We start from the raw sequence: 25,682 nt of genomic DNA on the forward strand, positions 1-25,682 counted from the left end.
TTTTTAGCGCCCCTTGTGCCACCAGCCCGCGCGGGCCGTTGCCCGGCTGAGCCGTATTGCGAGAGATTTGCCATGAGAGTGATTTTTGCCGGAACCCCCGAATTTGCCCGCGTGGCCCTGGCGCGCCTGTTGGCGGCGGGATTCACCGTGCCATTGGTGCTGACGCAGCCCGACCGCCCTGCTGGCCGTGGCATGAAGCTGCAGGCCTCCCCCGTCAAGCAATGCGCGCTGGACCACGGCATTGCCGTGGCCCAGCCGCGCAGCCTGCGGCTGGACGGCAAATACCCTGAAGACGCCGCCGCCGCGCGCGAGGCCCTGCTGGCCGCCCAGGCCGATGTGATGGTGGTGGCCGCCTACGGGCTGATCCTGCCGCAGTGGGTGCTGGATTTGCCCGCCAAAGGTTGTCTCAACATCCACGCCAGCGTGCTGCCGCGGTGGCGGGGCGCGGCGCCCATTCACCGCGCCATCGAAGCGGGCGATGCCGAAACGGGTGTCACCATCATGCAGATGGACGCCGGGCTGGACACGGGCGACATGCTGCTGGTCGAAAAAACCCGCATTGCCACCACCGACACCACGGCCGTGCTGCACGACCGCCTGGCCGAGCTGGGTGGCCGCATGATCGTGGAGGCGCTGGAGCTGGCCGCCTGTGGCGGCCTGCAGCCCGTGCCCCAGCCTGCCGAGGGCGTGACCTACGCGCACAAGATCGAGAAGGCCGAGAGCGAGATCGACTGGTCTTTGCCAGCCCATGTCATTGGCCAGCGCATTCGCGCCTTCGATCCCTTTCCTGGCGCCAGCACCGCGTTGCAAGGCGAGGCGATCAAGGTGTGGGGCTATGAAATTGATAGCTACTCGCGCTTATCCAATGAGCGCTGCGGGCAGATTTTGGCATCAGGCCCAGAGGGTGTGACGGTGGCTTGCGGCGAGGGCGGCGCCCTGCGCCTGACCACCCTGCAGCGCGCCGGGGGCAAGCGCCTGCCGGTGGCAGACTTTCTGCGCGGCTTTCCGCTGCCTGTGGGCCAGGTGCTGGGTGCCAGCACGGTGGCCGCGTGAGCGCGTCGCCCTGGGCCCGTGCACGGGCCATGCTGAGCCACCCGTCGTTTCGGCTGGCGGGCAAAGACATGGCGGGCACCTCGGTGGGCATTGGTGCCTGGGGGCTGGTCACGGGCGTGGCCATGATCAAGAGTGGCATGTCGCTGCCCATGGCGGTGTTCATGTCGCTGGTGGTGTACGCAGGCAGCGCCCAGCTGGCCGTCATCCCGCTGCTCACGGTGGGTGCGCCCCTGTGGGTGGTGTGGCTCACCGCCGCGTGCGTCAACTTGCGCTTCGTCATCTTCAGCAGCATGTGGCGCAGCTACTTTGCGCACCTGCCGCTGCGCTGGCGGCTGGCCACGGGCTATTTCAGCGGCGACGTGATCTTTGTCGCCTTCATGAAGCGCTTTCCCGAGCAAAAGCCCGAGCCTGACCAGGTGCCCTACTTCTGGGGTGCGGCCTGCACCAACTGGCTGGCGTGGCAGGTGCCTTCGCTGGTGGGCATCGCCCTGGCCAACGTGGTGCCGCTGTCCTGGGGCCTCGGGTTTGCGGGTGTGCTGGCGCTATTGGGGGTGCTGCTGTCCCTGCTGTTTGACCGCGCCACCTGGCTGGCCACGGGCGTGGCGGCCACGGCGGCCATTGCCGCCTTTGCGCTGCCGCTCAAGCTCAACATCCTGGTGGCCATTGCCGCCGCCGTGGCCGTGGGGCTGATGATCGAAGCGGTGGAGCACCGCCGCCGCCACCCCGAGCTGCTGCTGGTGCCCGCCAACGAAAAACTGCCTGCGGACGAAAAACAGCATGTGCGCGACGGCGACGTCGTGCCCGTGCGCGAGGAGCGTCATCCATGAACTGGTCCTGGGTTGAACCCGTCATCGCCATCCTCGGGTTGGCGGTCATCACCGTGGTGTCGCGGTCGTTCTTCATGATCCCCGAGCGCGAGATGTCCATGCCCAGCTGGCTCAAGCGGGGCCTCAAATACGCGCCCCTGGCGGCGCTCACGGCCGTGATCGCGCCAGAGATCCTCATGTCGCAGGGCCAGCTCATCAACACGTTTCAAGACGCCCGGCTGCCCGCCGTGCTGTGTGCCACCGGTTACTACTTCTGGCGGCGCGGCATCCTCGGCACCATCGTGGTGGGCATGGCGGTGTACCTGCCTTTGCACATCGGCTGGGGCTGGTAGAGATAGCACCCCCTGAGTCGCCTTCGGCGCCTTCCCCCTCTCTCGCTTCGCGGGAGGGGGACGCACCCGGTGGCCTGGCAAAGCCAGTTCCACGGGTGCACTGGCACAGACAGCGGGGCACCCTCTGCTGCGGTTACTAAAATGGCCGCCGCGAGAGCCCTCCTTTCCCTTTACACCTCTGCTATGAACATCCTTCGCTTTTCCGATCTGTGCGCCCAGGGCAAGGCCCGCAACCAGCGCGTCTTCATCCGTGCCGACCTGAATGTGCCGCAAGACGACGCCGGCAACATCACCGAAGACACCCGCATCCGCGCCTCCATCCCCGCCATCCGCATGGCGCTGGACGCTGGCGCTGCCGTCATGGTGACCAGCCACCTGGGCCGCCCGACCGAAGGCGAGTTCAAGCCTGAAGACTCCCTGGCCCCCGTGGCCAAGCGCATGGCAGAACTGCTGGGCCGTGATGTGCCTCTGGTGGCCAACTGGGTGGACGGCGTGCAAGTGGCCCCCGGCCAGGTCGTGCTGCTGGAAAACTGCCGCCTGAACGTGGGCGAGAAAAAGAACAAGGAAGAGCTGGCCCGCAAGATGGCCGCGCTGTGCGACATCTTCGTGAACGACGCGTTTGGCACTGCCCACCGCGCCGAAGGCACCACCTACGGCATTGCGCAGTTCGCCCCCATCGCGTGTGCAGGCCCACTGCTGTCGGCTGAGATTGACGCCCTGACCAAGGCCCTGGCCCAGCCCCAGCGCCCGCTGGCCGCCATCGTGGCGGGCTCCAAGGTGTCTACGAAGCTCACCATCCTGCAAAGCCTGGCCGACAAGGTCGATCAGCTCATCGTGGGCGGTGGCATTGCCAACACCTTCATGCTGGCGGCGGGCCTGCCCATTGGCAAGAGCCTGGCCGAGCCCGACCTGCTGGACGCGGCCAAGGCCGTGATGGCCGCGATGAAAGCCCGTGGCGCCGAAGTGCCAATCCCCACCGATGTGGTGGTCGCCAAGACCTTTGCAGCCGATGCGCCCGCCACCGTGAAGGCCGCCACCGATGTGGCCGAAGACGACATGATTCTGGACATCGGCCCCGAGACTGCGGCCCGCCTTGCAGCCCAGCTCAAGTCCGCAGGCACCATCGTCTGGAACGGCCCTGTGGGCGTGTTTGAGTTTGCGGCCTTTGAAAACGGCACCAAGCAGATCGCCCAGGCGATTGCCGAATCGTCCGCCTTCAGCATTGCGGGCGGTGGCGACACCCTGGCTGCGATTGCCAAGTACGGCATCGAAAAGCAGGTGGGCTACATCTCCACCGGCGGCGGTGCTTTCCTGGAAGTCCTGGAAGGCAAGACCCTGCCCGCGTTCGAGATTTTGGAAAAGCGCGCAGCCGGAAACTAAGCTCCTTCCGCGCTTCGTCAACAGGTTCAAAGGGCCACCCTGTGGGGTGGCCTTTTTCATGGGCAGACCGACCAGCGACGCTCGTCCAGCGGCACCCAACTAAAATCACCCCCCATGACCTTCATCGACACCCTGCGCGCTGCCACCACGCAAAACCAATCCATGCTGTGCGTGGGTCTGGACCCTGAGCCCTCCCGCTTCCCTGCCCACCTGAAGGGCGACGCCAGCAAGATTTACGACTTCTGCGCGGCCATCGTCGATGCCACGGCCGATCTGGTCTGCTCGTTCAAGCCGCAGATTGCCTACTTTGCCGCCTACCGGGCCGAAGACCAGCTCGAACGCCTGATGGAGCACATGCGCCGCACGGCGCCCCAGGTGCCGGTGATTCTGGACGCCAAGCGCGGCGACATCGGCTCCACCGCACAGCAGTACGCCAAAGAGGCATTCGAGCGCTACGGCGCCGATGCGGTCACGCTCTCGCCTTTCATGGGTTTTGACTCCATCGAGCCCTACCTGGCTGCCTACCCCAGCAAGGGTGCTTTCTTGCTCTGTCGCACCTCCAACCCCGGTGGCGACGACCTGCAAAACCAGCGCCTGGCCAGCATTGAAGGCCAGCCTTTGATGTACGAACACATTGCCAAGCTGGCCCAGGGCCCCTGGAACCTGAACGGCCAGCTGGGTCTGGTGGTGGGTGCCACCTACCCGCAAGAGATTGAGCGCGTGCGCAGCATTGCGCCCACGCTGCCCCTGCTCATCCCCGGCGTGGGCGCGCAGGGCGGCGATGCGGTGGCCACCGTGCGCGCGGGCTTGCGCAGCGACGGGCCCATCATCGTGAACTCGTCGCGTGCCGTGCTGTACGCATCTTCGGGTAATGACTTTGGCGCGGCCGCCCGCGCCGAGGCCCTGCGTACCCGCGCGGTGCTGGAGGCCGCGCGCAGCGCCTGAGCGCCCTCCCCAAGCCGTCCTGCCCCTGCGGCCCCACCCGTTCCACCCAGGAGCCTCGCCCATGCAACTGAAATGGCTGGAGGACTTCGTGGCGCTGGCGCAGGAGCGCAGCTTCACCCGCGCAGCCGAGCTGCGCCATGTCACCCACCCGGCCTTTGGGCGCCGCATTCGCGCACTGGAGTCCTGGGCGGGCACGCCGCTGATCGAGCGAGAGGCCGGCCCCGTCAAGCTCACGGCTGCGGGCGAGGCGTTTCTGGACACCGCGCTGCAGATGACGCGCCACCTCGCGCAGTCACACGACGAACTCATGGCCATTGCAGGCCGCCAGGGCCGCACCGTGACGCTGTGCACCGGCCGCACCCTGGCGCGCACCATCGTGGCCGACTGGCTGGTGCGGCTGCGGCCCTATCTGGCCGATGGTGAGTTGCGCATCTCCACCCGTTCGCTGGCGGATGCGGTGCATGACCTGCAACACGGCCTGGCCGACTTTTCCATCCTGTACCACCACCCGTCGCTGGTGGTGCCGCTGGACGGCAGGGAGTACGAGCACATTGCACTGGCCACCGACCGGCTGCTGCCCGTCTCGCGCACCGATACAAGTGGTGCCCCCATGTACCTGCTGGAAGCCGGCTGCGCGCCTGTGCCCTACATCGCCTACGACCGCACCCTTGCGCTCGGGCGCCTGGTGGAAGACCTGCTGGCCCACCACCCCTTGGCCGCCCACCTCAAGCGCCTGGTGGAATGCGATTCGCCCGATGCCAACTACGAATACGTGCGCAAAGGGCTGGGCGTTTCATGGTTGCCCTTGTCTGTGGTGCATTCCGACGTCAAATCGGGCCTACTGGCCCCGGCCGGTGGCAAGGGGCTGGAGGTGAAGTTTGACGTGCGCATGTTCCGCCCCAAGCGCCGTTTGAGCGCGCTGGCCGAATCCCTCTGGTCCACCATCGCGCGTCGCTAAAGGGGCGTAGGGTGCCCGGCGCAGTGCAGCCAGGGTGCCGAAAAGGCTGGTTTCGGTGCCGTTTTGGCACCGCGGTGCCCAACCGTGCTTCGCACAATGGGTGCTCCATTCCCATCGAGGAGATCACCATGCGTCCTGTTCCATTGGCCCTGCGTCGCCGCGTTTTTCATTGGGCGGTCGGTGCACTGGCTGGCCTGGCCCTGGCGCCTGCAGCCTTTGCGCAAGCCCCGGCCTACCCCAGCAAGCCCATCACCATTGTGGTGGGATACCCCCCGGGCGGCAGCACCGATTTGATGGGCCGCATGGTGGGCACCGAGTTGTCCAACCGCCTGGGCCAGCCCGTGGTGATTGAGAACATCGGTGGCGCGGGCGGTGCCATTGGTGCGCAGAAGGTGGCCAGCGCCCAGCCTGATGGCTACACGCTGCTGGTGGGCGCGAGCAATGAGCTGGCCATCAACAAGCTGGTGACCAAGAAAGTCAAGTACGACATCAAGGACTTCACCGCCATTGGCCTGGTGGCTTCGCAGCCGCTGGTGCTGGTGGCCTCGCCCGCCTCGGGCGTGAAGAACGCGGCAGATTTCATTCAGCTCGTCAGCAAGAACCCTGGCAAGTACAGCTATGGAAGCTCCGGCGTGGGCACATCGCTGCACCTGGCAGGCGAGATGCTCAAGAGCCAGGGCAACCTGTTCATGACGCACATCCCCTACCGTGGCGTGGCGCCGCTCACCAACGACCTGGTGGGCAACAACCTGGAGTTTGGCGTGTTCGTGCTCTCCAGCGGCCTGCCGCACATCAAGAGCGGCAAGGTGATGGCCCTGGGTACCACTGAAGCCAAGCGCTCGCCCATCACGCCCGACATTCCAGCCTTGGCTGAATCGCCCCAGTTCAAGAACGTGGACATTGGTGTGTGGTTTGCCCTGATGGCCCCTGCCAACTTGCCCAAGCCCGTTCACGACAAGCTGCGCAAGGCGTTGACCGATGCGCTGCAGTCGCCCGAATTCCGCAAGAAGCTCGAAGCCACGGGCTCGGTGGTGGCCTCGCCCACCGTGGACACAGACAAGTACATCGCCAGCGAGATCGACAAGTACCGCAAGATCGTGCAATTCGCAAAGATTGAAGAATGAACATGACCCCGAACAACGCTCCCGCACCGCTGCACTTCGCTTTGCCGGTGCCAGACATCAGCGCCTGGCGTGCCGGCAACACCGGCGTGGAGGGCGTGTGGCACTTTGACAGCGGCAAGCCCGGCCGCAACGTCATGGTCAGCGCGCTGGTGCACGGCAACGAGCTGTGCGGCGCCTGGGCGCTCAAGGGCCTGCTGGAGGCCGGTGTGCGGCCCGAACAGGGCAGCCTGACGCTGGCGTTCTGCAACCTGGCGGCCTTTGACCGCTTTGACGCGGCCCACCACGACGCCTCGCGCTTTGTGGACCAGGACCTGAACCGCCAGTGGCTGGACGAGCGCATGGACGCTGGCGACAGCATTGAGCGCCGCCGCGCCGCCGCGCTGCGGCCTTTTGTGCAGCGTGCCGACTGGCTGCTCGACATCCACTCCATGCACGAGCCTTCGGCGCCGTTGCTGCTCACCGGTGTGCAGCCGCGCAACCTGGCGCTGGCGCGGGCCATGCGCGCGCCCGAGCACATCGTGGTGGACGCCGGGCACAAAGACGGCGTGCGCATGCGCGACTACGGCCGCTTCGGTCTGCCGGATGACCAGGCGGGCGACACCCGTTCGCTGCTGATCGAGTGCGGCTTCCATGGCGACCCGGCCAGCCTGCAGGTGGCCCAGGACCAGTGCGTGCGCTTCATCGAACAGTCGGGTGTGATCTCTGCTGCAGCGCTGGCGCAGCAACTGCCCGGCTGGCGCCTGCCCGATGCGCCCCGCCAATGGGCGCTGGAAGTGACCCAGCCCGTGGTGGCCCGCAGTGCGGCATTCCGGTTTGTGGAGCCCTTCACCGGGCTGGAGTGCATTGAGAAGCAAGGCACGGTCATTGGCGACAACGATGGTGAGCCTGTGCTCACTCCGTATGACGATTGCGTGCTGGTGATGCCGTCCACGCGGCAGGCGCAAAACGGCGTGACGGTGGTGCGCTACGCACGGCGCACCTTGCTGTAAACCGGCCTGGGTGCCGTTGGTCCACGGCCCGGGAGGGCGTCAGTGTGAGCGTCAGTGCGTGGGGCGCCCGGCCTCGATCTGGTTGCGCACCAGCTGCGCCAGCGCCATGTCGCCGGGGGTTTCGGGGGTCCATTTGTCCACAGGGCGGGGCGTGGCCGCGTCGTCGGGCGAGACGAACACCGCCACGCAGTGCGTCACCTCCTGGTAGGCCTCGCTGATCTGCGGGCCGCTGCGCACTTCAATGAAGATGTTCATGCTGGTGGTGCCCGTGTAGGCCAGGCGGGCTTCCACCTCCACCAGGGCACCAGCCACCACGGGGTGCGCGAAGCGGATCTTGCCAAAGCTGGCCGCCACGCAGGGGCTCTTGGCCCACTGGTGGGCCACCACAGCAGCGGCTTCGTCAATCCACTTCATGACGGTGCCCGCGGCCACGCGGCCGCCGGGGCTGTCGGCAGAGGCATCTGCCACAAAACGCAAGATGGTCGAGGTGGTGGTCATGGGCTGCTGCGGGGCCAGGCTGGCCCGCAAAAGTTCTTCATGCAACCCATTATTCATGAGAGCCGCGACAGGGTGGCCACCGTTGCCCGCCTGAATGTGACCGTTTGTAGGGGCGAGGCAGCCCGCCGCACTGGCAGGCTTGCCAGCACGGCGGCGCTTGTTTGCTATTGTATTGATAGCTAATTGCGGTTGCTGGATAAGCGCTGGAAGCCGATTCCTTCTCAATCCCACAGATCAAGGCGCAGGCGGCTGGATGCCCAGGGCCACCAGTTCTTCGGGGCTGAACACCCGCGAACGGGTGTGAAAGGCCTTGCCCTCGGGCCCCTCCAGCGAGAAGGTGCCGCCGCCATGCCCGTCGATCACATCGATGATGAGCTGCGTGTGCTTCCAGGTTTCGTACTGGGCCTTGCCCATGTAGAAGCGGCAACCGCCGATATCGCCCAGGTACACATCGCCCGCACCCATGGTGATCTCGCCGGGCAGGTAGCAGTTGGCGGCGCTGTTGTCGCAGCAGCCCCCGCTTTGGTGAAACATCAGGTCCTGCCCATGCTTGGCTTGCAGCAAGGCCAGCAGCTCCAGCGCGGCGGGCGTGGCCACCACCCGTGGGGGTGGTGGGGTGCCGCTGGCGTGTGTGGAATCCACCGCGTCCATGGCCTTCATGGTGTCAGGCCGTCATGGCCCCGCGGAAGATGCCTTCAATGTCCGCCTGCGTGGCGGTGCGCGGGTTGGTCAGGCCGCAGGCGTCCTTCAATGCATAGGCGGCCAGTAGCGGAATGTCCGCTTCCTTCACGCCCAGGTCGGCCAGGCACTTGGGAATGCCCACATCCAGCGCCAGCTGGCGGATGGCGGCCAGGCAGGCTTGTGCGCCCGCTTCGGCGTCCAGCCCCGCCACGTTCACGCCCATGGCATGGGCCACGTCGCGCAGGCGCGCGGCCGATGTGGGCACGTTGAACGCCTCCACATGCGGCAGCAGCAAGGCGTTGCACACGCCGTGGGGCAGGTCGTAAAAGCCGCCCAGCTGGTGCGCCATGGCATGCACATAGCCCAGCGATGCGTTGTTGAACGCCATGCCCGCCAGGAACTGCGCATAGGCCATCTGCTCGCGGGCGTTCAGGTCGTCGCCGTGGTTCACGGCGGTGCGCAGGTGGCGGGCAATCAGCTCTACCGCCTTCAATGCGCAGGCATCGGTGATGGGCGTGGCGGCGGTGGACACATAGGCCTCCACCGCGTGGGTCAGCGCATCCATGCCGGTGGCGGCTGTCAGGCCCTTGGGCTTGGCGAGCATCAGCTCGGGGTCGTTGACGGACAGGATGGGCGTGACGTTGCGGTCCACGATGGCCATCTTGATGTGGCGCGTCTCGTCGGTGATGATGCAAAAGCGCGTCATCTCGCTGGCGGTGCCCGCCGTGGTGTTGATGGCCACCAGAGGCAGTTGCGGCTTGGCAGAGCGGTCCACGCCCTCGTAGTCGGCAATCTCGCCACCGTTGGTGGCGCACAGGGCGATGCCCTTGGCGCAGTCGTGCGGCGAGCCGCCGCCCAAAGAGATCACAAAGTCGCACTGCTCGGCCTTCAGTTGCGCCAGCCCGGCGCGCACATTGCCCACCGTGGGGTTGGGCTGGGTGCCATCAAACACCACCGATGCAATCTGCTGCCCGGCCAACTGGGCCTGAATGCGCGCTGCCACGCCCAGCTTGCTGAGCACGGCGTCGGTAACGATCAGTGCCTTGCGAAAGCCGTGGCCTTTCAGGGCCACCATGGCTTCCTGCAGACAGCCTGCGCCCATGATGTTGACACTGGGCATGAAGAACGTACTGGTCATCGTGAACCTCCTTGATGGATCAAACGACGGCCTGGGCTGCAGGGCCTGCAGCGGGCCGCTTCGCCAAAAATCGTACGCCCGTGAGGGCGCGGCGAAGCGGCCAGGCCGCTTCAACCCTTGACGTCCGTCAAAAGAAGCCCAGCTTGTTCTCGCTGTAGCTCACCAGCAGGTTCTTGGTCTGCTGGTAATGGTCCAGCATCATCTTGTGGTTCTCACGGCCGATGCCCGATTCCTTGTAGCCGCCAAAGGCCGCATGCGCCGGATAGTGGTGATAGCAGTTGGTCCACACACGGCCGGCCTTGATGGCGCGGCCCATGCGGTAGGCCACGTTGCCGTTGCGGCTCCACACGCCGGCGCCCAGGCCGTACAGCGTGTCGTTGGCAATGGCCAGCGCTTCGGCTTCGTCCTTGAAGGTGGTCACGGCCAGCACGGGGCCGAAAATTTCTTCCTGGAAGATGCGCATCTTGTTGTGGCCCTTGAACAGCGTGGGCTGCACGTAGTAGCCGCCTTCCAGGTCGCCACCCAGATGAGCCTGACCGCCTCCGGCCAGCACTTCAGCGCCTTCCTGCTTGCCCAGCTCCAGGTACGAGAGGATTTTGGTGAGCTGCTCTTTCGATGCCTGCGCGCCCATCATGCTGTCGGTGTCCAGCGGGTTCTGGTGCTTGATGGCAGCCACGCGCTTCAAGACACGCTCCATGAACTTGTCATAGATGCTTTCCTGGATCAGCGCACGCGATGGGCAGGTGCAGACCTCGCCCTGGTTGAATGCAAACAGCACCAGACCTTCAACGGCCTTGTCGAGGAAGGCATCGTCCTTGTCCATCACATCGGCAAAGAAGATGTTGGGGCTCTTGCCGCCCAGCTCCAGCGTGGCGGGGATGAGGTTGTTGGCGGCTGCCTGCGCAATCACGCGGCCGGTGCTGGTGGAGCCGGTGAACGCGATCTTGGCAATGCGCTTGGAAGTCGCCAGCGGCATGCCGGCTTCACGGCCAAAGCCGTTGACGATGTTGAGCACGCCGGGCGGCAGCAGGTCGGCAATCAGCTCGGCCAGGATGAGGATGGAGATGGGGGTGGACTCTGCGGGCTTGAGCACCACGCAGTTGCCCGCGCCCAGGGCGGGGGCCAGCTTCCATGCGGCCATCAGGATGGGGAAGTTCCACGGAATGATCTGGCCCACCACGCCCAGCGGCTCCTGGATGTGGTACGCCACGGTGTTTTCGTCGATCTCGCTGATGCCGCCCTCTTGCGCCCGCACGCAGCCTGCAAAGTAGCGGAAGTGGTCCACGGTGAGCGGAATGTCGGCGTTCAGCGTCTCGCGGATGGCCTTGCCGTTGTCCACCGTCTCGGCATAGGCCAGCAGTTCCAGGTTTTGCTCGATGCGGTCGGCAATTTTCAGCAGGATGTTGGCGCGTGTGGCGGCATCGGTCTTGCCCCAGGCATCGGCCGCGGCGTGGGCGGCGTCCAGTGCCAGTTCGATGTCTTCTGCGGTGGAGCGGGCGGCCTGGGTGTAGACCTTGCCGTTGACGGGCGAGATCACATCAAAGTACTGGCCCTTGACCGGGGCGACGAACTTGCCGCCGATGAAGTTGTTGTACTGCGCCTTGTAGGCGATCTTGGCGCCAGCGGCGCCGGGGGCTGCGTAAACGGTCATGCGGTGTCTCCTATCGATGTTTTGGATATCTGCTGCGCGTGTTGCGGCGGCAGATGATAGCACCTATACAAGACCCATGCCAGCCCTTGAGTGCCTGCTGGCCAAGGGCTGCTTCCGCGCTAAGTGGCTGATTTGTTTGGGTTTTGGCGCGGGATGAGTAAGGTGATGTGAAGCGTTGGCGCCATGCGTTACGTTCCAACACAGAACACCTGTCACGAAATGGAACAGTTGGACAGTTCCCCTGCGCAAACGCTATTGCCCTGCCCCCCCGGCACCGCCATACTGGCCCCTTCGAAGCGGGTGCCATGACGCCCGTTCAGGAGACAGCGTGCGCACCACCCCATCCCCCCTGCTGGCCTTGCAACAGGCCCGGCGACATTTGCTGGAACACGGCCATTGCCCCACGGGCCTGGTGGATGAGCGCCTGGCCCGTTCCTGGAGGCGCAGCATGGCCGCAGGCCTGGCCCCTGCCGGGCGCGCAGCGGCCGATTTGCCCAGCCCCGGCGAGCTGCGCGAAGCCATGGCCTGCAACCACAGCCTGCTCACGCATTCGCGCCCTATCATGGAATACCTGTTCGACCAGGTGCGCCACAGCCACAGCGTGGTGGTGCTGGCCGACCGGGCCGGCATGCTCATGCACACGCTGGGCAGCCCCGGCTTTGTGGATAAGGCCGAGCGCGTGGCGCTGACCTGCGGCGCCTCGTGGCACGAATCCCACCGGGGCACCAACGCCATCGGCACGGCACTGGCCGAAGGCACGGCGGTGGAAGTGCACGGCGGCGAGCATTTTCTGGAGCGCAACAGCTTTCTCACCTGCGCGGCCTCGCCCATCCTCTCGGCCACGGGCGAGCTGCTGGGCATCCTCGACATCTCGGGTGACCACCGCAACGGCCACTCCCACACCCTGGGCCTGGTCAGCACTGCGGCCCGCATGATCGAAAACCGCCTGCTGGTGGCCACCTGCAAGCGCCACATCCGGTTGCACCTGCACCGCGAGCCCGAAGGCATCGGCAGCGTGGCCGAGGGCGTGCTCGCCGTCTCGCCCGATGGCTGGATCGTCGGCGCCAACCGCGCCGCCCTGGCGCAGCTGGGCCTGCGCAGAGACGATGTGGGGGCCACCCCGCTGGCCCAGGTGCTGGATGCGCGGCTGGACGACCTGCTCTCGCACCACCGCCGCCGTCCCCAGCAGCCCCTGCCCGTGCGCGAGCGCGGCGGCAGCCTGCTGTTTGCCCTGGTGCAAGTGGACGCGGCGCTGTGGCCTGGGGCGCGTTCTGCGGACTCTGCGGGCGCCCTGCGCTTGCCCGCCCAGGCCATGGCCGATGCATCAGCCCCCCCCGCCGACGCCCTGGCGCAGCTGGACACCGGCGACGCCCGCTGGCGCGCCGCCGCCGACAAGGCCCGGCGCGTGGCGGGCAAACCCATTGCCGTGCTCATCCAGGGCGAATCGGGCGTGGGCAAGGAAGTGTTTGCGCGGGCCCTGCACGCCAGCAGCCCGCGCCAGGGCGGCCCCTTTGTGGCCATCAACTGCGCCGCCATTCCTGAGAATTTGATCGAGGCAGAGCTGTTTGGCTACGTGCCCGGGGCCTTTACCGGCGCGCGCAAGCAGGGCAGCCCGGGCCGCCTGCGCGAGGCGCACGGCGGCACGCTGTTTCTGGACGAAATCGGCGACATGCCCCTGGCCCTGCAAACCCGCCTGCTGCGCGTGCTGCAAGAGCGCAGCGTGACTCCCGTGGGCGGCAGCCAGGCCGTACCGGTGGACTTTGCCCTGGTCAGCGCCACGCACTGCCAGCTCATGCAGGCGGCAGAGCAGGGCCGGTTTCGGCAAGACCTGTACTACCGCTTGAACGGCCTCACAGTGCAATTGCCCGCCCTGCGCGAGCGCAGCGACTTTTTACCCCTCACGGAGCGCCTGCTGGCCGACCTGACCTCCGAGCAGGCCTTGCCCCAGCCCGCGCAACTGGCCCCCGAGCTGATCGCCCCGCTGGCCGCCTACCCCTGGCCCGGCAACCTGCGCCAATACGCCAGCGCCCTGCGCACCGCCTGCGCCCTGCTGGCCGAGGGCGAAGACACCATCACCTGGAGCCACCTGCCCGACGATTTGCAGCACGCGTTGCACGCGGCGCAGACCGCGCCCATCGCACCTTCTGCAGGGCATGGGCACCAAGAGGCTGCGCGGTCAGAACTGCCCGCAGCCCGCCCCGTCACCACGTTGCCCGGTGTGGCGGTGCTGCATGCCGCCGGGGGGGCTGGCGCGAGTGCCGTATCGCCCCTCAATCTGCAGCAACTCTCCCGCACCGCCATCGACCAGGCGGTGCAGGCCGCGGGCGGCAACATGTCGCAGGCGGCGCGCACGCTGGGCATCAGCCGGCAAACGCTGTACCGCAAGCTGGCGGCCCGCCAGGACGCAGCACATCCTTGATTTGCTATTGATTTAATAGCTGGTAGCGTTTTATAAATAAGCGCTACAGGCCAATTTGGCTCAAAATTTTCAATGAGCAGGCAGCACCAGCCGCGCCCGCAGGCCCTGGCCGGGTGCGCTGTGCAGTTCCAGCCGCCCACCGTGCGCACGGGCCACGCGGTCGGCAATGGCCAGGCCCAAGCCCGCACCGGGGCGGCCGCTGCGGGCGGCCTCGCCGCGGGCAAAGGGCTGGCGGATGCGGTCCAGCTCGGCTCTGGGCACGCCGGGGCCGTGGTCTTGCACTTCAATCCACACGCCATCGCTCTGGGGGCCTGCGTTGTCTGCCCTGCCTGTGCGCAGCACCACAGGCGCAGCGCCGTGGCGCCAGGCGTTCTCGACCAGGTTGTCCACCGCGCGGCGCAGGGCCTGGGCCTGCACGGGGGTGGGCGGCGGGGTGCCCAGCTCCAGCGCCACGCTGCGGCCATGGTCGGCCTGCGCCTGGGCGATGGCCTGGGCCAGGTCGTCCAGCGCGGCGGGCTGCAGGGGCTCTGCCTCTTGCATGCGCGCAAAGTGCAAGAACTGGCCGAGGATGGCGTCCATCTCGTCCATGCTGCGCACCATGCGCGTGGACAGATCGGGCTCGATTTGCGGCCCGGCAATCTCTACCCCCAGGCGCAGCTTGGTCAGGGGCGTGCGCAGGTCGTGCGACACCCCGGCCAGCATCAGCGCCCGCTCCTGGTCGGCCTGGGCCAGGCTCTGGGCCATGTGGTTGAAGCTGCGGGCCACGGTGGCGATTTCGGTGGGGCCGTCCTCCGCCAGCGGCCCGGGCGGCTGGCCCCGGGCCAGGCGCTGCGCGGCCTGCACCACGCGCTGCAGCGGCTGGTTGAGGTGGCGCTGCAGCCACCAGGCACCCACCAGCGCCAGCACCATGCTGGCCAGCGTGGCCATGAGCCAGGCGCCGGTGAATTCGCGCGTGGGGAAGACGCTGGGCAGGTTGAGCCAGTATTCAGTGCCTTCATGCACCACGCGCAGCGACAGCACGCCGCTGCTGTCGCGCCGCCACAAAGGATCTGCGGACGAGGCCGGTGTGCCTTTTGCTGCATCCAGCTGCTGGGTAACGGCCCGCACAAACTGCCGCTCCAGCGGCGAGAGCACGGCGCGCCAGGTGCCCGGTGCGGCCGCCAGTGGATGGGTTTGCGTTCGTGCGGCCTGCTCGTTGAAGGCCTGCACAAACGGCTGCCGCTGCTCCGGTGGCAGCACCTGCAGCCCGGCGCGGATGGCGGCCACGTTGCGCGCCACTCCATCGGCCACCTGCACCACGCGGGGCTTGAAGATCATCTGCCGCACCAGCACCGCCGCGCACAGCTGGCCCAGCACAATGAGCAATGCCATCAGCAGCAGGTTGCGGCCCAACAGGCTGCGGGGCAACAGGCCACGCGGAGCATGCGTGGTGGAATGGGGGGCGGAGGCGGGCTCGTTCATGGCTTGCCCTCGCTGGCAGGCACTGCGCCGTCGGGCACAAACACATAGCCCACGCCCCACACGGTACGGATGTGGCGCGGCTGGGCCGGGTCGGCTTCGATGAGTTTGCGCAGCCGCATGATCTGCACGTCAATGCTGCGGTCGGTGGCCGTGTGGTCGGGGCCGTAGGCCAGCGCCATGAGCCGGTCGCGGCCCAGCGGGCGCTGCGGGTTTTGCGCCAGGGCCAGCAGCAACGCGAATTCACCGGTGGTGAGGGCGATGTCTGTGCCCGCCTTCTCCAGCCGCCGCTCAGCGGGCAGCAGCACAAAGTCGCCAATCGCGATGCGCTCGTGCACACCCTGCGGCCCGGTGTGCGCCCCCAGCATGCGCTGTCGGCGCACCATGGCCTGGATGCGGGCCAGCAGCTCGCGCGGGTTGAACGGCTTGGGCAGGTAGTCGTCCGCGCCCATCTCCAGGCCCACGATGCGGTCCACCGGGTCGCCCCGGGCGGTGAGCATCAGGATGGGAATGGTCTCGCCCTGCGCGCGCAGGCGGCGGCAGATGGACAGGCCGTCCTCGCCCGGCATCATCACGTCGAGCACCAGCACGTCAAAGCGCTCGCGCGCCAGCAGCACATCGAGCGGCCCCGCGCCCTCCACGGTGCGCACCGTGTAGCCCTGGTCGCTCAGGTAGCGCTGCAACAGGGCGCGCAGGTCGGGCTCGTCATCGGCGACCAGGATTTTGGCCAGGGTGTCGGTCATGGGGTGTTCAAACAATGCGCAATGACCCCAATGGTAGGAGCAGCAGAGGGGAATGTCCTTGCAGCCATGACAAGGCATGACACAGCGGGTGGCGTTTGTCATGGTTTGTCATACATCGGCGGTTTTTTGCCATGGCTGGCTCACATCTGCCGGGCACAGTGCACCCATTCCCTCCAACCGATACGCAACCCAGGAGTTGACCACCATGCCCTTGCCTACTCGCCCCGACGCCATAGACCTGCTGCAACGCCCCGCGCTGGCCGCTGGTGTGTTTGTGCTTTCAGCACTGGGCGCCATCGCCCTGAGCGCCGTGCTCACGCTCGCCGCACCCACCACGGCGCATGCCCGCGCACGCCATGTGGTGGAACATGGTGCCGACGGAAGCACCACGGCGCACACGGGCGTGGCGCGGGCGGGGGCCAACGGGGCGGTGGTGCGGGGCCGCACTGCCACGGCCGACGGGCAGGGCAACGCGAGTGTCACCAGCCGTGGCGCCGCTGTCGGTGCGCAGGGCGGCATGGCGGTGCGCCAGGGCAGCACATCGCGCAGCGCAGACGGCAGCGCCAGCCACAGTGGCAGCCTGTCGGCCCAGAACGCCCAGGCCAGCTTGCAAAGCAGCGGCGGGGCCACCCGCAATGCCGACGGCACCGTGACGCAGGCCCGCACCTCTACGGCCACCAATACAGCCACCGGCAACAGCGTGCATACGCAAAGCAGCTACAGCAAGGATGGTGGACTGAGCCGCAGCGCCACTTGCTACGACGCCAGCGGCGCGGCCATGGCCTGCCCCACGCGGCCTTGAAGTCACCGCATTTAGCCGCTGATCCACACCGTCCCCATCCCAGGAGCTTTGCCATGTCCCTGCGCCAACTTTTCACCGTGACTGCCCTCGCCGCGCTCACGCTTGCCACCGCTAGCGTGCAAGCCCAGACCATCCCCCAAACCAATCCCCAAAACGGTGGCCGCCTGCGCGCCCTCATCGCGCAAAAGCAGGCCGCCGCCACCGAGGCGGCATTGCCCACCGGCGTGCAGCGCATTGCCGATGTGCCTTATGGCCAGGACCCCGCACAGCGCATGGACTTTTACGTGCCCACCACCCCGTCCACCGGCACCAGCAGCGTGGTGGCGAGCACGGTGGGGGCGCCGGTGATCTTCATGGTGCACGGCGGCGCATGGCGCATTGGCGACAAAGCCGTGGGCCGTGTGGTGACGGAAAAGGTGGCCCGCTGGGTGCCCAAGGGCTTCATCTTTGTCTCCATCAACTACCGCATGCTGCCGGACACGCCGGTGGCGGTGCAAGAGCGCGATGTGCAGGCCGCGCTGCTGGCGGCGCAGCAGCGGGTGTCGGGCTACGGCGGCGACCCCAGCCGATTCATTGTGATGGGCCACTCTGCCGGTGCCCACCTGGTGGCGTTGATGAACGCCCGTGCACCGCAGGTGCTGCGCGAGGGCGCCTGGCCGTGGCTGGGAACGGTATCGCTCGACAGCGCGGTGATGAACGTGCCCGCCGTGATGCGCGCGCCGCACGCAGCGCTGTACGACGAAGCGTTTGGCGCCGACCCCGCGTACTGGGTGGCCTTGTCGCCCTACCACCAATGGACGGTGGGCGCGCCGCCGATGCAGATGGTGTGCTCTACCGAGCGGGCCGACCAACCCTGCGTGCAGGCCGAGAGCATGGCGCTGCATGTGCAAAGCCGGGGTAGCCGGGCCGAGGTTGTGCCGCAGGACCTGACCCATGGCGAGATCAACGCGCAGCTGGGGCTGGACAGCGACTATACCCGTGCCGTGGAGGCGTTCATGGGCTCGCTGGACCCTGAAGTCGCGCGCCGACTTCGATAATCCATTTGCTATTGAAAATATAGCTGCTGGCGCTCGTGGATCAAGCGCTAGCGGCTGTTTTTATTCAAATTTTGACCGGAGATACGGCGCCAAATACCGCCCCGTGTGGCTGGCCGGGTTGGCGGCCAGTTCCTCAGGCGTACCCACACCCACCACGGTGCCACCGCCCGCGCCGCCCTCGGGGCCCATGTCGATGAGCCAGTCAGCCGTTTTGATCACGTCGAGGTTGTGCTCAATGATGACGATGGTGTTGCCCGCATCGCGCAGCTGGTGCAGCACCTTGAGCAGCAGGTCGATGTCGGCAAAGTGCAGGCCGGTGGTGGGTTCGTCCAGGATGTAGAGCGTGCGGCCCGTGTCGCGTTTGCTCAGCTCCTGCGCCAGCTTCACTCGCTGCGCCTCGCCACCTGAGAGGGTGGTGGCCGCCTGGCCCAGGCGGATGTACGACAGGCCCACATCCAGCAGCGTCTGCAGCTTGCGGGCGATGGTGGGTACGTCCTGGAAGAAGGCCGCAGCGTCCTCCACCGTCAGCTCCAGAATCTGGGCGATGTTCTTGCCCTTCCACAGCACTTCCAGCGTCTCGCGGTTGTAGCGCTGGCCGTGGCAGATGTCGCAGGGCACGTACACGTCGGGCAAGAAGTGCATCTCCACCTTCACCACCCCGTCGCCCTGGCAGGCCTCGCAGCGGCCCCCGCCCGACGATTGCGATACGTTGAAACTGAAGCGCCCCGGGCCGTAGCCGCGTTCCTTGGCGGTGTTGGTCTCGGCCATCAGCTCGCGGATGGGCGTGAACAGGCCGGTATAGGTCGCAGGGTTGCTGCGCGGCGTGCGGCCAATGGGGCTTTGGTCTACGTTGATGACCTTGTCGAAGTATTCGATGCCCACGATCTCTTCGTGCTCGGCCGGCTCTTCGTGTGCGCGGTGAATCTGCCGCGCCACGGCGGCATACAGCGTGTCGTTGACCAGCGTGCTCTTGCCCGAGCCCGAGACGCCCGTCACGCAGGTGAGCAGCCCCACCGGGAAGTCCACCGTCACGCCCTTCAAATTGTTGCCCGTGGCGCCCACCACGCGCAGGGCCTGCACAGCGCCCTGGCGGGCGTGGTGCTCGGCCAATCGCTCGGCTTTTTGCTCTGCGCGGCGCTTGCTGGCCTCAGTCTGCGGAAAGCGTGATTTGGCTTTGGTCTCGACGACGGGCGCAGGCTGGTCCAGCACCGGCAGCCAGGGCGTGCGGCGCTTGGGCACGGCAATCGTGCGCGTGCCTGAAAGGTACTGGCCCGTGAGCGACTGCGCATTGGCACGCACTTCGTCATACGTGCCCTGCGCCATCACCCGCCCGCCGTGCACGCCCGCGCCGGGGCCCATGTCAATTACATGGTCGGCGGCGCGCATCATGTCTTCGTCGTGCTCCACCACGATCACGCTGTTGCCAATGTCGCGCAGGTGCTGCAGCGTGGCAATCAGCCGGTCGTTGTCGCGCTGGTGCAGGCCGATGCTGGGCTCGTCCAGCACATACATCACACCCGTCAGGCCCGAGCCGATTTGCGAAGCCAGGCGAATGCGCTGCGCCTCGCCGCCGCTCAGCGTTTCGGCGCTGCGGTCCAGGCTCAGGTAGCTCAGGCCCACATCGTTCAAAAACTGCAATCGCGTGGCGATCTCGCGCACCACCTTGTCGGCAATCTCGGCCTTGGCCCCCGTCAGGCGCAGGGCCTGGAACCACGCGTGCGCATCGCTCAGCGTGGCGTGGCTCACTTCGTAGATGGCGCGGGCTTGCTCGCCTTCGCCCACTTTCACATGGCGGGCCTCACGGCGCAGGCGCACGCCGTGGCATTCGGGGCAGGGCTGGGTGCTGCGAAAGCGCGCCAGGTCTTCGCGCACCACCACCGAATCCGTCTCGCGATAGCGGCGGGCCATGTTGGGGATGATGCCTTCGAAGGGGTGCTTCTTGGTGACGGTTTTGCCCTTCTGCGCGCCACTGTCGAGGATGTAGCTGAAAGCAATTTCCTCCTCGCCCGAGCCATGCAGGATGGCGTGCTGCACCGGCGCAGGCAGCGATTCAAACGGCGCCTCGATGTCAAAGGCGTAGTGCTTGGCCAGGCTCTCCAGCATCGCAAAGTAGTAGCCGTTGCGCCGGTCCCAGCCCTTGATGGCACCGCTGGCCAGACTGAGCGACGGGAAGGCCACCACGCGCACCGGGTCAAACACCTCGCGTTGCCCGATACCGTCGCACGCGGGGCACGCACCCATGGGCGAGTTGAACGAGAACAGGCGCGGCTCCAGTTCGGCCAGCGAGTAGCTGCACACCGGGCAGGCAAACTTGCTGCTGAACAGGTGCTCCTGCCCCGTGTCCATCTCCAGCGCCAGCACGCGGCCATTGCCGTCGTGGCCGCCCACCCGCAGCGCTGCTTCAATGCTCTCGGCCAGGCGCTGCTGCAGGTCGGCACGCACCTTCACGCGGTCAATCACCACGTCAATGTCGTGCTTCTCGGTCTTCTTGAGCTGCGGCAGGTTCTCGTGTTCGTAAATCTGGCCATCCACCCGAAAGCGGATGTAGCCCAGCGCCTGCATCTGCGCAAACAGCTCGGTGAACTCGCCCTTCTTTTCCCGCGCCACCGGGGCGAGGATCATGAGCTTGGTGTCCTCGGGCAGCGCCAGCACGGCGTCCACCATTTGGCTCACCGTTTGCGCTGCCAGCGGCAGGCCGTGGTCGGGGCAAAACGGCGTGCCTGCGCGGGCATAGAGCAGGCGCAGGTAGTCGTGAATCTCCGTCACCGTGCCCACGGTGGAGCGCGGGTTGTGGCTGGTCGCCTTCTGCTCGATGCTGATGGCGGGCGACAGGCCCTCGATCAGGTCCACATCGGGCTTATCGAGCCGCCCCAGAAACTGCCGCGCATAGGCCGACAGGCTCTCCACATACCGCCGCTGGCCCTCGGCATACAGCGTGTCAAACGCCAGGCTGGATTTGCCCGAGCCGGACAGCCCCGTGATCACCACCAGCTGGTTGCGCGGAATGTCGAGGTCGATGTTCTTGAGGTTGTGCGTGCGCGCGCCACGGATGCTGATGCGCTGCTCGCGCAGGGCGCGGGCGAGGTAGGTGCCGTCAGCGGGCGATGTGGGGGCAGAAGAGTCGGTCACGGGCGGCAAGTCGCGGAGGGCAAGAAAACCCACCATGATAGGCCAGCCGCTTTTTCCCTGCGGGGGTGTCTGCCAGGGCCTTTTGGGGGCGGGGCGGGTCGGGTCGGCCGGTGTCTCTGGCGGGCTTTCGGCGCTGCTAGTGCCAATCGGTGAAAATCCTGCTTTGCATCACTAGGCCACAGTGCACACCGTGCCGGATTCTTCTTCCTCCCTGCCCCACGCGGCTGCAACCCGCCCCGCACCCCCCGCAGAGCGCATGACCGCGCTGGAGCGCCGCTCCAGCGTGAGCCTGGCGCTGATTTTTGCCTTGCGCATGCTGGGCTTGTTTCTGGTGCTGCCCGTTTTTGCGCTGGAGGCCCGCAAATACCCCGGTGGGGATGACCCTGCGCTGGTAGGGCTGGCCATGGGCATTTATGGCCTCACGCAGGCGGTGCTGCAGTTGCCGCTGGGCATGGCGTCTGACCGCTTTGGCCGCAAGCGCGTGATTGTGCTGGGCCTGCTGGTGTTTGCCGCAGGCAGCTTGCTGGCGGCGCTGGCGGATTCGCTCACCGGTCTGCTGGTAGGCCGCGCGCTGCAGGGTGCAGGCGCAGTGTCGGCCGCCGTGACGGCGCTGCTGGCCGACCAGACACGCGATGCCGTGCGCACCAAGGCCATGGCGCTGGTGGGCGGCAGCATTGGGCTGATGTTTGCCGTGGCCCTGGTGGCCGCGCCGGTGCTGACGGCGGCGCTGGGCTTGTCGGGCCTGTTTGGTCTGACCTGTGCGCTGGCCCTGGCGGGCGTGGCCGTGGTGCTGTGGTGGGTACCGCCTGAACCTGCGGAACTGAAGAATGCGCCCCGTGGCCGCCTGGCCGATGTGTGGGCGCACCCTGATTTGCTGCGCCTGAACCTGGGCGTGTTTGTGCTGCACACGGTGCAGCTGTCGATGTGGGTGGCCGTGCCGGCCATGCTGGTGCAGGCCGGGCTGGGCAAGGACCAGCACTGGCAGGTGTACCTGCCGGCCGTGGTGCTGTCGTTCGTGGCCATGGGGGGCCTGTTTGCGCTGGAGCGCCGGGGCCGTCTGCGCGCCGCCCTGCTGGGCGCCATCGGCCTGGTGCTGGTGGTGCAGGCCGGGCTGGGGGCGTTGTCTGCCAGCGGTGCCGTGCCATCGCTGTGGGTGCTGGGGCCGCTGCTGTTTGTGTTCTTTTGCGGATTCAACGCGCTGGAGGCCAGCCAGCCCAGCCTGGTGTCGCGCATGGCGCCGCCCCAGGTGCGCGGCGCGGCGCTGGGCAGCTACAACACGCTGCAGTCGCTGGGCCTGTTTGCTGGCGGAGCACTGGGGGGCGCGCTGGTGAAATGGTCGGGCCCCGTGGGCTTGTTTGCCGCCACCACTGCGCTCATGGCCCTGTGGCTGGCCGCGTCCTGGAAGCTGCGCCCCCTGGGGCGCAATGAGGCTGGCGCGGGGCACTGAAAACCCGCCTGAGGTCGCGTTACCCACACAGCATCTGGGCGCTGCGCTGGGCCTGCCGCCAGCGGGCCGCTTGCGGCACAATGGCGGCTTTCTTCCATCTGGCGCACGGAAATTTCTTCAAATCCGGCGCTTTTTCATTGCAAGGTACAGCTATGGCATCCATCAACAAAGTCATCATCGTCGGTAACCTGGGCCGCGACCCCGAAATGCGCACGTTTCCCAGCGGCGATCAAGTGGCCAACGTGACGATTGCCACCACCGACAAGTGGAAAGACAAGCAAACTGGCGAAATGCGCGAAGCCACCGAATGGCACCGCGTGGTCTTCAACGGCCGCCTCGCCGAAATCGTGGGCCAGTACCTGCGCAAGGGCTCGCAGGTGTACGTGGAAGGCAGCCTGCGCACCCGCAAGTGGACGGACCAGTCCGGCGTTGAAAAGTACAGCACCGAAATTCGCGCCGATCAGATGCAGATGCTCGGTGGCCGCCAAGGCATGGGCGGCCAAGGTGGCGGCCAGCAAGGTGGCTATGACGACGGCGGCTACGGCGACCAGGGCGGAGGCGGCTACGAGCAGCAGGCCCCCCGCCGCGCAGCCCCCCCACCGCGCCCCATGGCCGCGCCCGCACCCCGCCCAGCGCCAGCGCCCGTGGCACAGCCTCCGCGCGCTGCGTCGGGCTTTGACGACATGGACGACGACATTCCGTTCTGAGGTTATCGATCGCGGCACTTGTTGAGAACCGTGAAAAAAAGCCCCGCAGCCATGGCGCTACGGGGCTTTTTTCTTGGGCGGCCGGGCTACACGCACGCCCGAGGGCAAACCACCAATTTTGAAGAAAATGGCTTGCAGCGCTTGATGAACAAGCGCTAGCAGCTATCTTTTTGATAGTAAAAATTGAGCGGCATTACAAATGCCCCACCAGGCCTCAGGCGGTGGGCGTGCTGTCTACCGCTGCAATCACCCCGCCGCCCAGGCACACGTCCCCGTCATACAGCACCGCGCTTTGGCCGGGTGTCACGGCCCACTGCGCTTCGGGGAAGTTGAGGGCAAAGCCCTCGGGCGCAGCTTCCAGCGTGCAGGCGGCGTCCTGCTGGCGGTAGCGGGTCTTGGCGGCATAGTTGCCGGTTGTGGGCGCGTGGCCTGCGCACCAGCTCACGTCTTGCGCCACCAGGCGGTGCGACAGCAGCCAGGGGTGGTCGTGCCCTTGCACCACACGCAGCGTGTTTTTCTCCAGGTCTTTGCGGGCCGCGTACCAGGGCTCATGGTCGCCGCCGCCGCGCACCGGCTGGCCAGACGGTGCTTTCGCCCCGGCGCCTTTTTCCTTCACACCGCCAATGCCTAGGCCCTGGCGCTGGCCCAGTGTGTAGAAGCTCAGGCCCACGTGCTGGCCCAGCTTGCGCCCCCGGTCGTCCAGGATGGGGCCGGGTGCGTGGCTGATGTAGCGGTTCAAAAATTCGCGGAAGGGTCGCTCGCCAATGAAGCAGATGCCGGTGGAATCCTTCTTCTTGGCATTGGGCAGGCCAATTTCTTCGGCAATGCGGCGCACCTCGGTCTTGTGCAGCTCACCCACGGGGAACATCGTCTTGGACAACTGCGCCTGGTTCAGGCGGTGCAAAAAGTAGCTCTGGTCCTTGCTCGGGTCCAGGCCCTTGAGCAGTTCGTGCAGGCCGGTGGCCGGGTTGTGGCGCACGCGGGCGTAGTGCCCCGTGGCAATCTTCTCGGCCCCCAGGCGCATGGCGTGGTCGAGAAAGGCCTTGAACTTGATCTCGGCGTTGCACAGCACATCGGGGTTGGGCGTGCGGCCGGCTTGGTATTCGCGCAGAAACTCGGCAAACACCCGGTCTTTGTAATCGGCCGCGAAGTTCACATGCTCAATCTCGATGCCAATCACATCGGCCACGGCGGCGGCGTCCACGAAGTCGATGTTGGACGAGCAGTACTCGCTGTCGTCATCGTCCTCCCAGTTTTTCATGAAGATGCCGACCACCTCATGGCCTTGCTTTTTGAGCAGGTAGGCGGTCACGGCCGAGTCCACGCCGCCGGAGAGGCCGACGACAACGCGCTGTTTGGTAGGGGAAGTCATTGCCCCGATTGTATTTTTGATGCCGCAGGTGCACTGCGCGGGCGCGCAGAACGCGTAGCCACCAGCAGGTCATACAGCTGCTGCGCGGCGGGCGACAGGGTTTGGCCCCGGCGTTTGATGAGCCCCATCTGCCGCGAGACGATGGGCTCCACCAGCGGAATGCTCACCAGTGTGGGGTGGTCCTTGCCCGGCATGGCCAGGCTGGGCACGGCCGCCACCCCCAAGCCCGCCTCCACCAGGCCCAGCAGCGTGGTCACGTGCTTGGCCTCATACAGGCACTGGGGCCGGTCGGGCACATTGGCAAGCGCCAGGTCCATGAGCAGCCGGTTGCCCGACGTCTTGCCCACCGACATGAAGTCGTGCTGGCCCAGCTCGGCCCAGCTCACCTTCTTGCGCCGCGCCAGCACATGGTCGCGCCGGCAGGCAGCCACAAATCGCTCGGCCAGCACGGGCTTGAACTCGATCTCGGCGGCCTCCTGGCTGCCGATGAAGTTCAGGCCAAAGTCCGCGTCGCTCTGCGCGACGGCCACTAACACCTCGTTGGCACTGGCATCGTGCACCTTCACGCGGATATTCGGAAACCGCTCGTGGTAGCGCTTGACCACCTGCGGCAGAAAGTAATACACGGCCGACGGCACGCAGGCAATCGTCACCTCGCCCATGCGCCGCGCGACCACATCGCCCAGGCCCATGAGCATGCCGTCCAGGTCGTCCAGCCACACGCGGGTCTTGCTCGCAAAGTCGCGCCCCACGGCCGTGAGCGTGACACGGCGCGTAGTGCGGTCAAGCAGACGCACGCCCAGCGCCTCTTCAAGCTTGTCGATGCGGCGGCTGAATGCGGGCTGCGACAGATGGATGACCTCAGCGGCCGCACGAAAGCTCTGCAGTTCGGCCACCGCCGCAAAGGCCTGGATGTCGGCAAGGTCGACTTTGTTGTTCATCGGGCGTCCTTCCAGTGCGCTTCGGGGTGTTGTCAGCGTTGCAAGCCGTGC

Annotated in this window: 22 protein-coding genes; 13 read left to right on the forward strand and 9 right to left on the reverse strand. The window is 66.6% G+C overall.

Going from position 1 to position 25,682, the window contains the following annotated elements:
• The first annotated feature begins 72 nt into the window (after window positions 1-72).
• The 8 genes from fmt to PQV96_RS00530 all read left to right on the forward strand — a co-directional run bounded on the left by fmt (window position 73) and on the right by PQV96_RS00530 (window position 7,608).
• Complete coding sequence (fmt, locus tag PQV96_RS00495; protein WP_207374266.1) at window positions 73-1,053, forward strand: methionyl-tRNA formyltransferase; 981 nt, start codon at window positions 73-75, stop codon at window positions 1,051-1,053.
• Between the two features lie 29 nt (window positions 1,054-1,082).
• Window positions 1,083-1,880 (forward strand): AzlC family ABC transporter permease, encoded by a 798-nt coding sequence (locus PQV96_RS00500; protein WP_207374282.1) that lies wholly within the window; start codon window positions 1,083-1,085, stop codon window positions 1,878-1,880.
• Window positions 1,877-2,212: an AzlD domain-containing protein gene (locus tag PQV96_RS00505; RefSeq protein WP_198846130.1), complete on the forward strand. Its 336-nt coding sequence runs from the start codon at window positions 1,877-1,879 to the stop codon at window positions 2,210-2,212. Before PQV96_RS00500 ends, PQV96_RS00505 begins: the two co-directional genes overlap by 4 nt.
• A 183-nt stretch (window positions 2,213-2,395) precedes the next feature.
• Window positions 2,396-3,592, forward strand: coding sequence for a phosphoglycerate kinase (locus PQV96_RS00510; RefSeq protein ID WP_207374267.1), 1,197 nt, complete (start codon window positions 2,396-2,398; stop codon window positions 3,590-3,592).
• A 114-nt stretch (window positions 3,593-3,706) separates the two neighbouring features.
• Window positions 3,707-4,537 (forward strand): orotidine-5'-phosphate decarboxylase, encoded by an 831-nt coding sequence (pyrF, locus tag PQV96_RS00515; protein WP_207374268.1) that lies wholly within the window; start codon window positions 3,707-3,709, stop codon window positions 4,535-4,537.
• A gap of 61 nt (window positions 4,538-4,598) precedes the next feature.
• Complete coding sequence (locus PQV96_RS00520) at window positions 4,599-5,495, forward strand: LysR family transcriptional regulator (protein ID WP_207374269.1); 897 nt, start codon at window positions 4,599-4,601, stop codon at window positions 5,493-5,495.
• 128 nt (window positions 5,496-5,623) lie between these two features.
• Entirely contained in the window at window positions 5,624-6,619 is a 996-nt protein-coding gene (locus tag PQV96_RS00525; protein ID WP_207374270.1) for a Bug family tripartite tricarboxylate transporter substrate binding protein, read from the forward strand.
• Window positions 6,616-7,608 carry a M14 family metallopeptidase gene (locus tag PQV96_RS00530; RefSeq protein WP_207374271.1) on the forward strand — a complete coding sequence of 331 codons (993 nt, stop codon included), beginning with the start codon at window positions 6,616-6,618 and terminating at the stop codon, window positions 7,606-7,608. Before PQV96_RS00525 ends, PQV96_RS00530 begins: the two co-directional genes overlap by 4 nt.
• 51 nt (window positions 7,609-7,659) lie before the next feature.
• Here PQV96_RS00530 and PQV96_RS00535 read toward each other — a convergent pair whose 3' ends face one another.
• The 4 genes from PQV96_RS00535 to exaC form a co-directional block, all read right to left on the reverse strand.
• Window positions 7,660-8,106: an acyl-CoA thioesterase gene (locus PQV96_RS00535; protein ID WP_273624235.1), complete on the reverse strand. Its 447-nt coding sequence runs from the start codon at window positions 8,104-8,106 to the stop codon at window positions 7,660-7,662.
• A 234-nt stretch (window positions 8,107-8,340) separates the two neighbouring features.
• A complete protein-coding gene (locus PQV96_RS00540; RefSeq protein ID WP_273624236.1) occupies window positions 8,341-8,766 on the reverse strand; it encodes a DUF779 domain-containing protein in 426 nt (141 codons plus the stop codon).
• A gap of 4 nt (window positions 8,767-8,770) precedes the next feature.
• A complete protein-coding gene (yiaY, locus tag PQV96_RS00545; protein WP_273624237.1) occupies window positions 8,771-9,925 on the reverse strand; it encodes an L-threonine dehydrogenase in 1,155 nt (384 codons plus the stop codon).
• 127 nt (window positions 9,926-10,052) lie between these two features.
• Entirely contained in the window at window positions 10,053-11,576 is a 1,524-nt protein-coding gene (gene exaC / locus PQV96_RS00550; protein ID WP_066785743.1) for an acetaldehyde dehydrogenase ExaC, read from the reverse strand.
• A 328-nt stretch (window positions 11,577-11,904) separates the two neighbouring features.
• On the opposite strand from exaC, the gene PQV96_RS00555 reads away from it, so the two are divergent.
• Window positions 11,905-13,995 (forward strand): sigma-54-dependent Fis family transcriptional regulator, encoded by a 2,091-nt coding sequence (locus tag PQV96_RS00555; RefSeq protein ID WP_066785745.1) that lies wholly within the window; start codon window positions 11,905-11,907, stop codon window positions 13,993-13,995.
• Window positions 13,996-14,064: 69 nt separating this feature from the next.
• Here the strand turns inward: PQV96_RS00555 and PQV96_RS00560 are convergent, their stop codons facing one another.
• Window positions 14,065-15,456, reverse strand: a complete 1,392-nt coding sequence (locus tag PQV96_RS00560; RefSeq protein ID WP_066785749.1) for an ATP-binding protein — start codon at window positions 15,454-15,456, stop codon at window positions 14,065-14,067.
• Window positions 15,453-16,196, reverse strand: a complete 744-nt coding sequence (gene ompR / locus PQV96_RS00565) for an osmolarity response regulator transcription factor OmpR (protein ID WP_066785751.1) — start codon at window positions 16,194-16,196, stop codon at window positions 15,453-15,455. Before ompR ends, PQV96_RS00560 begins: the two co-directional genes overlap by 4 nt.
• Before the next feature lie 205 nt (window positions 16,197-16,401).
• Between ompR and PQV96_RS00570 the strand changes: the two genes are divergently transcribed.
• The gene (locus tag PQV96_RS00570; RefSeq protein WP_207374274.1) at window positions 16,402-16,998 is read left to right on the forward strand and encodes a hypothetical protein; all 597 of its coding nucleotides are present in this window, start codon (window positions 16,402-16,404) and stop codon (window positions 16,996-16,998) included.
• A 53-nt stretch (window positions 16,999-17,051) separates the two neighbouring features.
• Entirely contained in the window at window positions 17,052-18,035 is a 984-nt protein-coding gene (locus tag PQV96_RS00575) for an alpha/beta hydrolase (RefSeq protein ID WP_066782373.1), read from the forward strand.
• Between the two features lie 60 nt (window positions 18,036-18,095).
• Here PQV96_RS00575 and uvrA read toward each other — a convergent pair whose 3' ends face one another.
• Entirely contained in the window at window positions 18,096-21,200 is a 3,105-nt protein-coding gene (gene uvrA / locus PQV96_RS00580; RefSeq protein WP_066782375.1) for an excinuclease ABC subunit UvrA, read from the reverse strand.
• Window positions 21,201-21,420: 220 nt separating this feature from the next.
• Here uvrA and PQV96_RS00585 point away from each other — a divergent pair, with 220 nt between their 5' ends.
• Together PQV96_RS00585 and ssb are read left to right on the forward strand one after the other, a co-directional pair.
• A complete protein-coding gene (locus tag PQV96_RS00585) occupies window positions 21,421-22,611 on the forward strand; it encodes an MFS transporter (protein WP_066786495.1) in 1,191 nt (396 codons plus the stop codon).
• 152 nt (window positions 22,612-22,763) lie between these two features.
• Complete coding sequence (gene ssb / locus PQV96_RS00590; RefSeq protein ID WP_273624238.1) at window positions 22,764-23,318, forward strand: single-stranded DNA-binding protein; 555 nt, start codon at window positions 22,764-22,766, stop codon at window positions 23,316-23,318.
• 214 nt (window positions 23,319-23,532) lie between these two features.
• On the opposite strand, the gene mnmA is transcribed toward ssb, so the two are convergent.
• A complete protein-coding gene (gene mnmA, locus PQV96_RS00595; protein WP_207375392.1) occupies window positions 23,533-24,690 on the reverse strand; it encodes a tRNA 2-thiouridine(34) synthase MnmA in 1,158 nt (385 codons plus the stop codon).
• Entirely contained in the window at window positions 24,687-25,631 is a 945-nt protein-coding gene (locus tag PQV96_RS00600) for a LysR family transcriptional regulator (protein ID WP_207375391.1), read from the reverse strand. Before PQV96_RS00600 ends, mnmA begins: the two co-directional genes overlap by 4 nt.
• Window positions 25,632-25,682 lie beyond the last annotated feature (51 nt).

This window comes from Acidovorax temperans, from assembly GCF_028596105.1.
In the GTDB taxonomy this organism is placed as follows: Bacteria; Pseudomonadota; Gammaproteobacteria; order Burkholderiales; family Burkholderiaceae_C; genus Acidovorax; species Acidovorax temperans.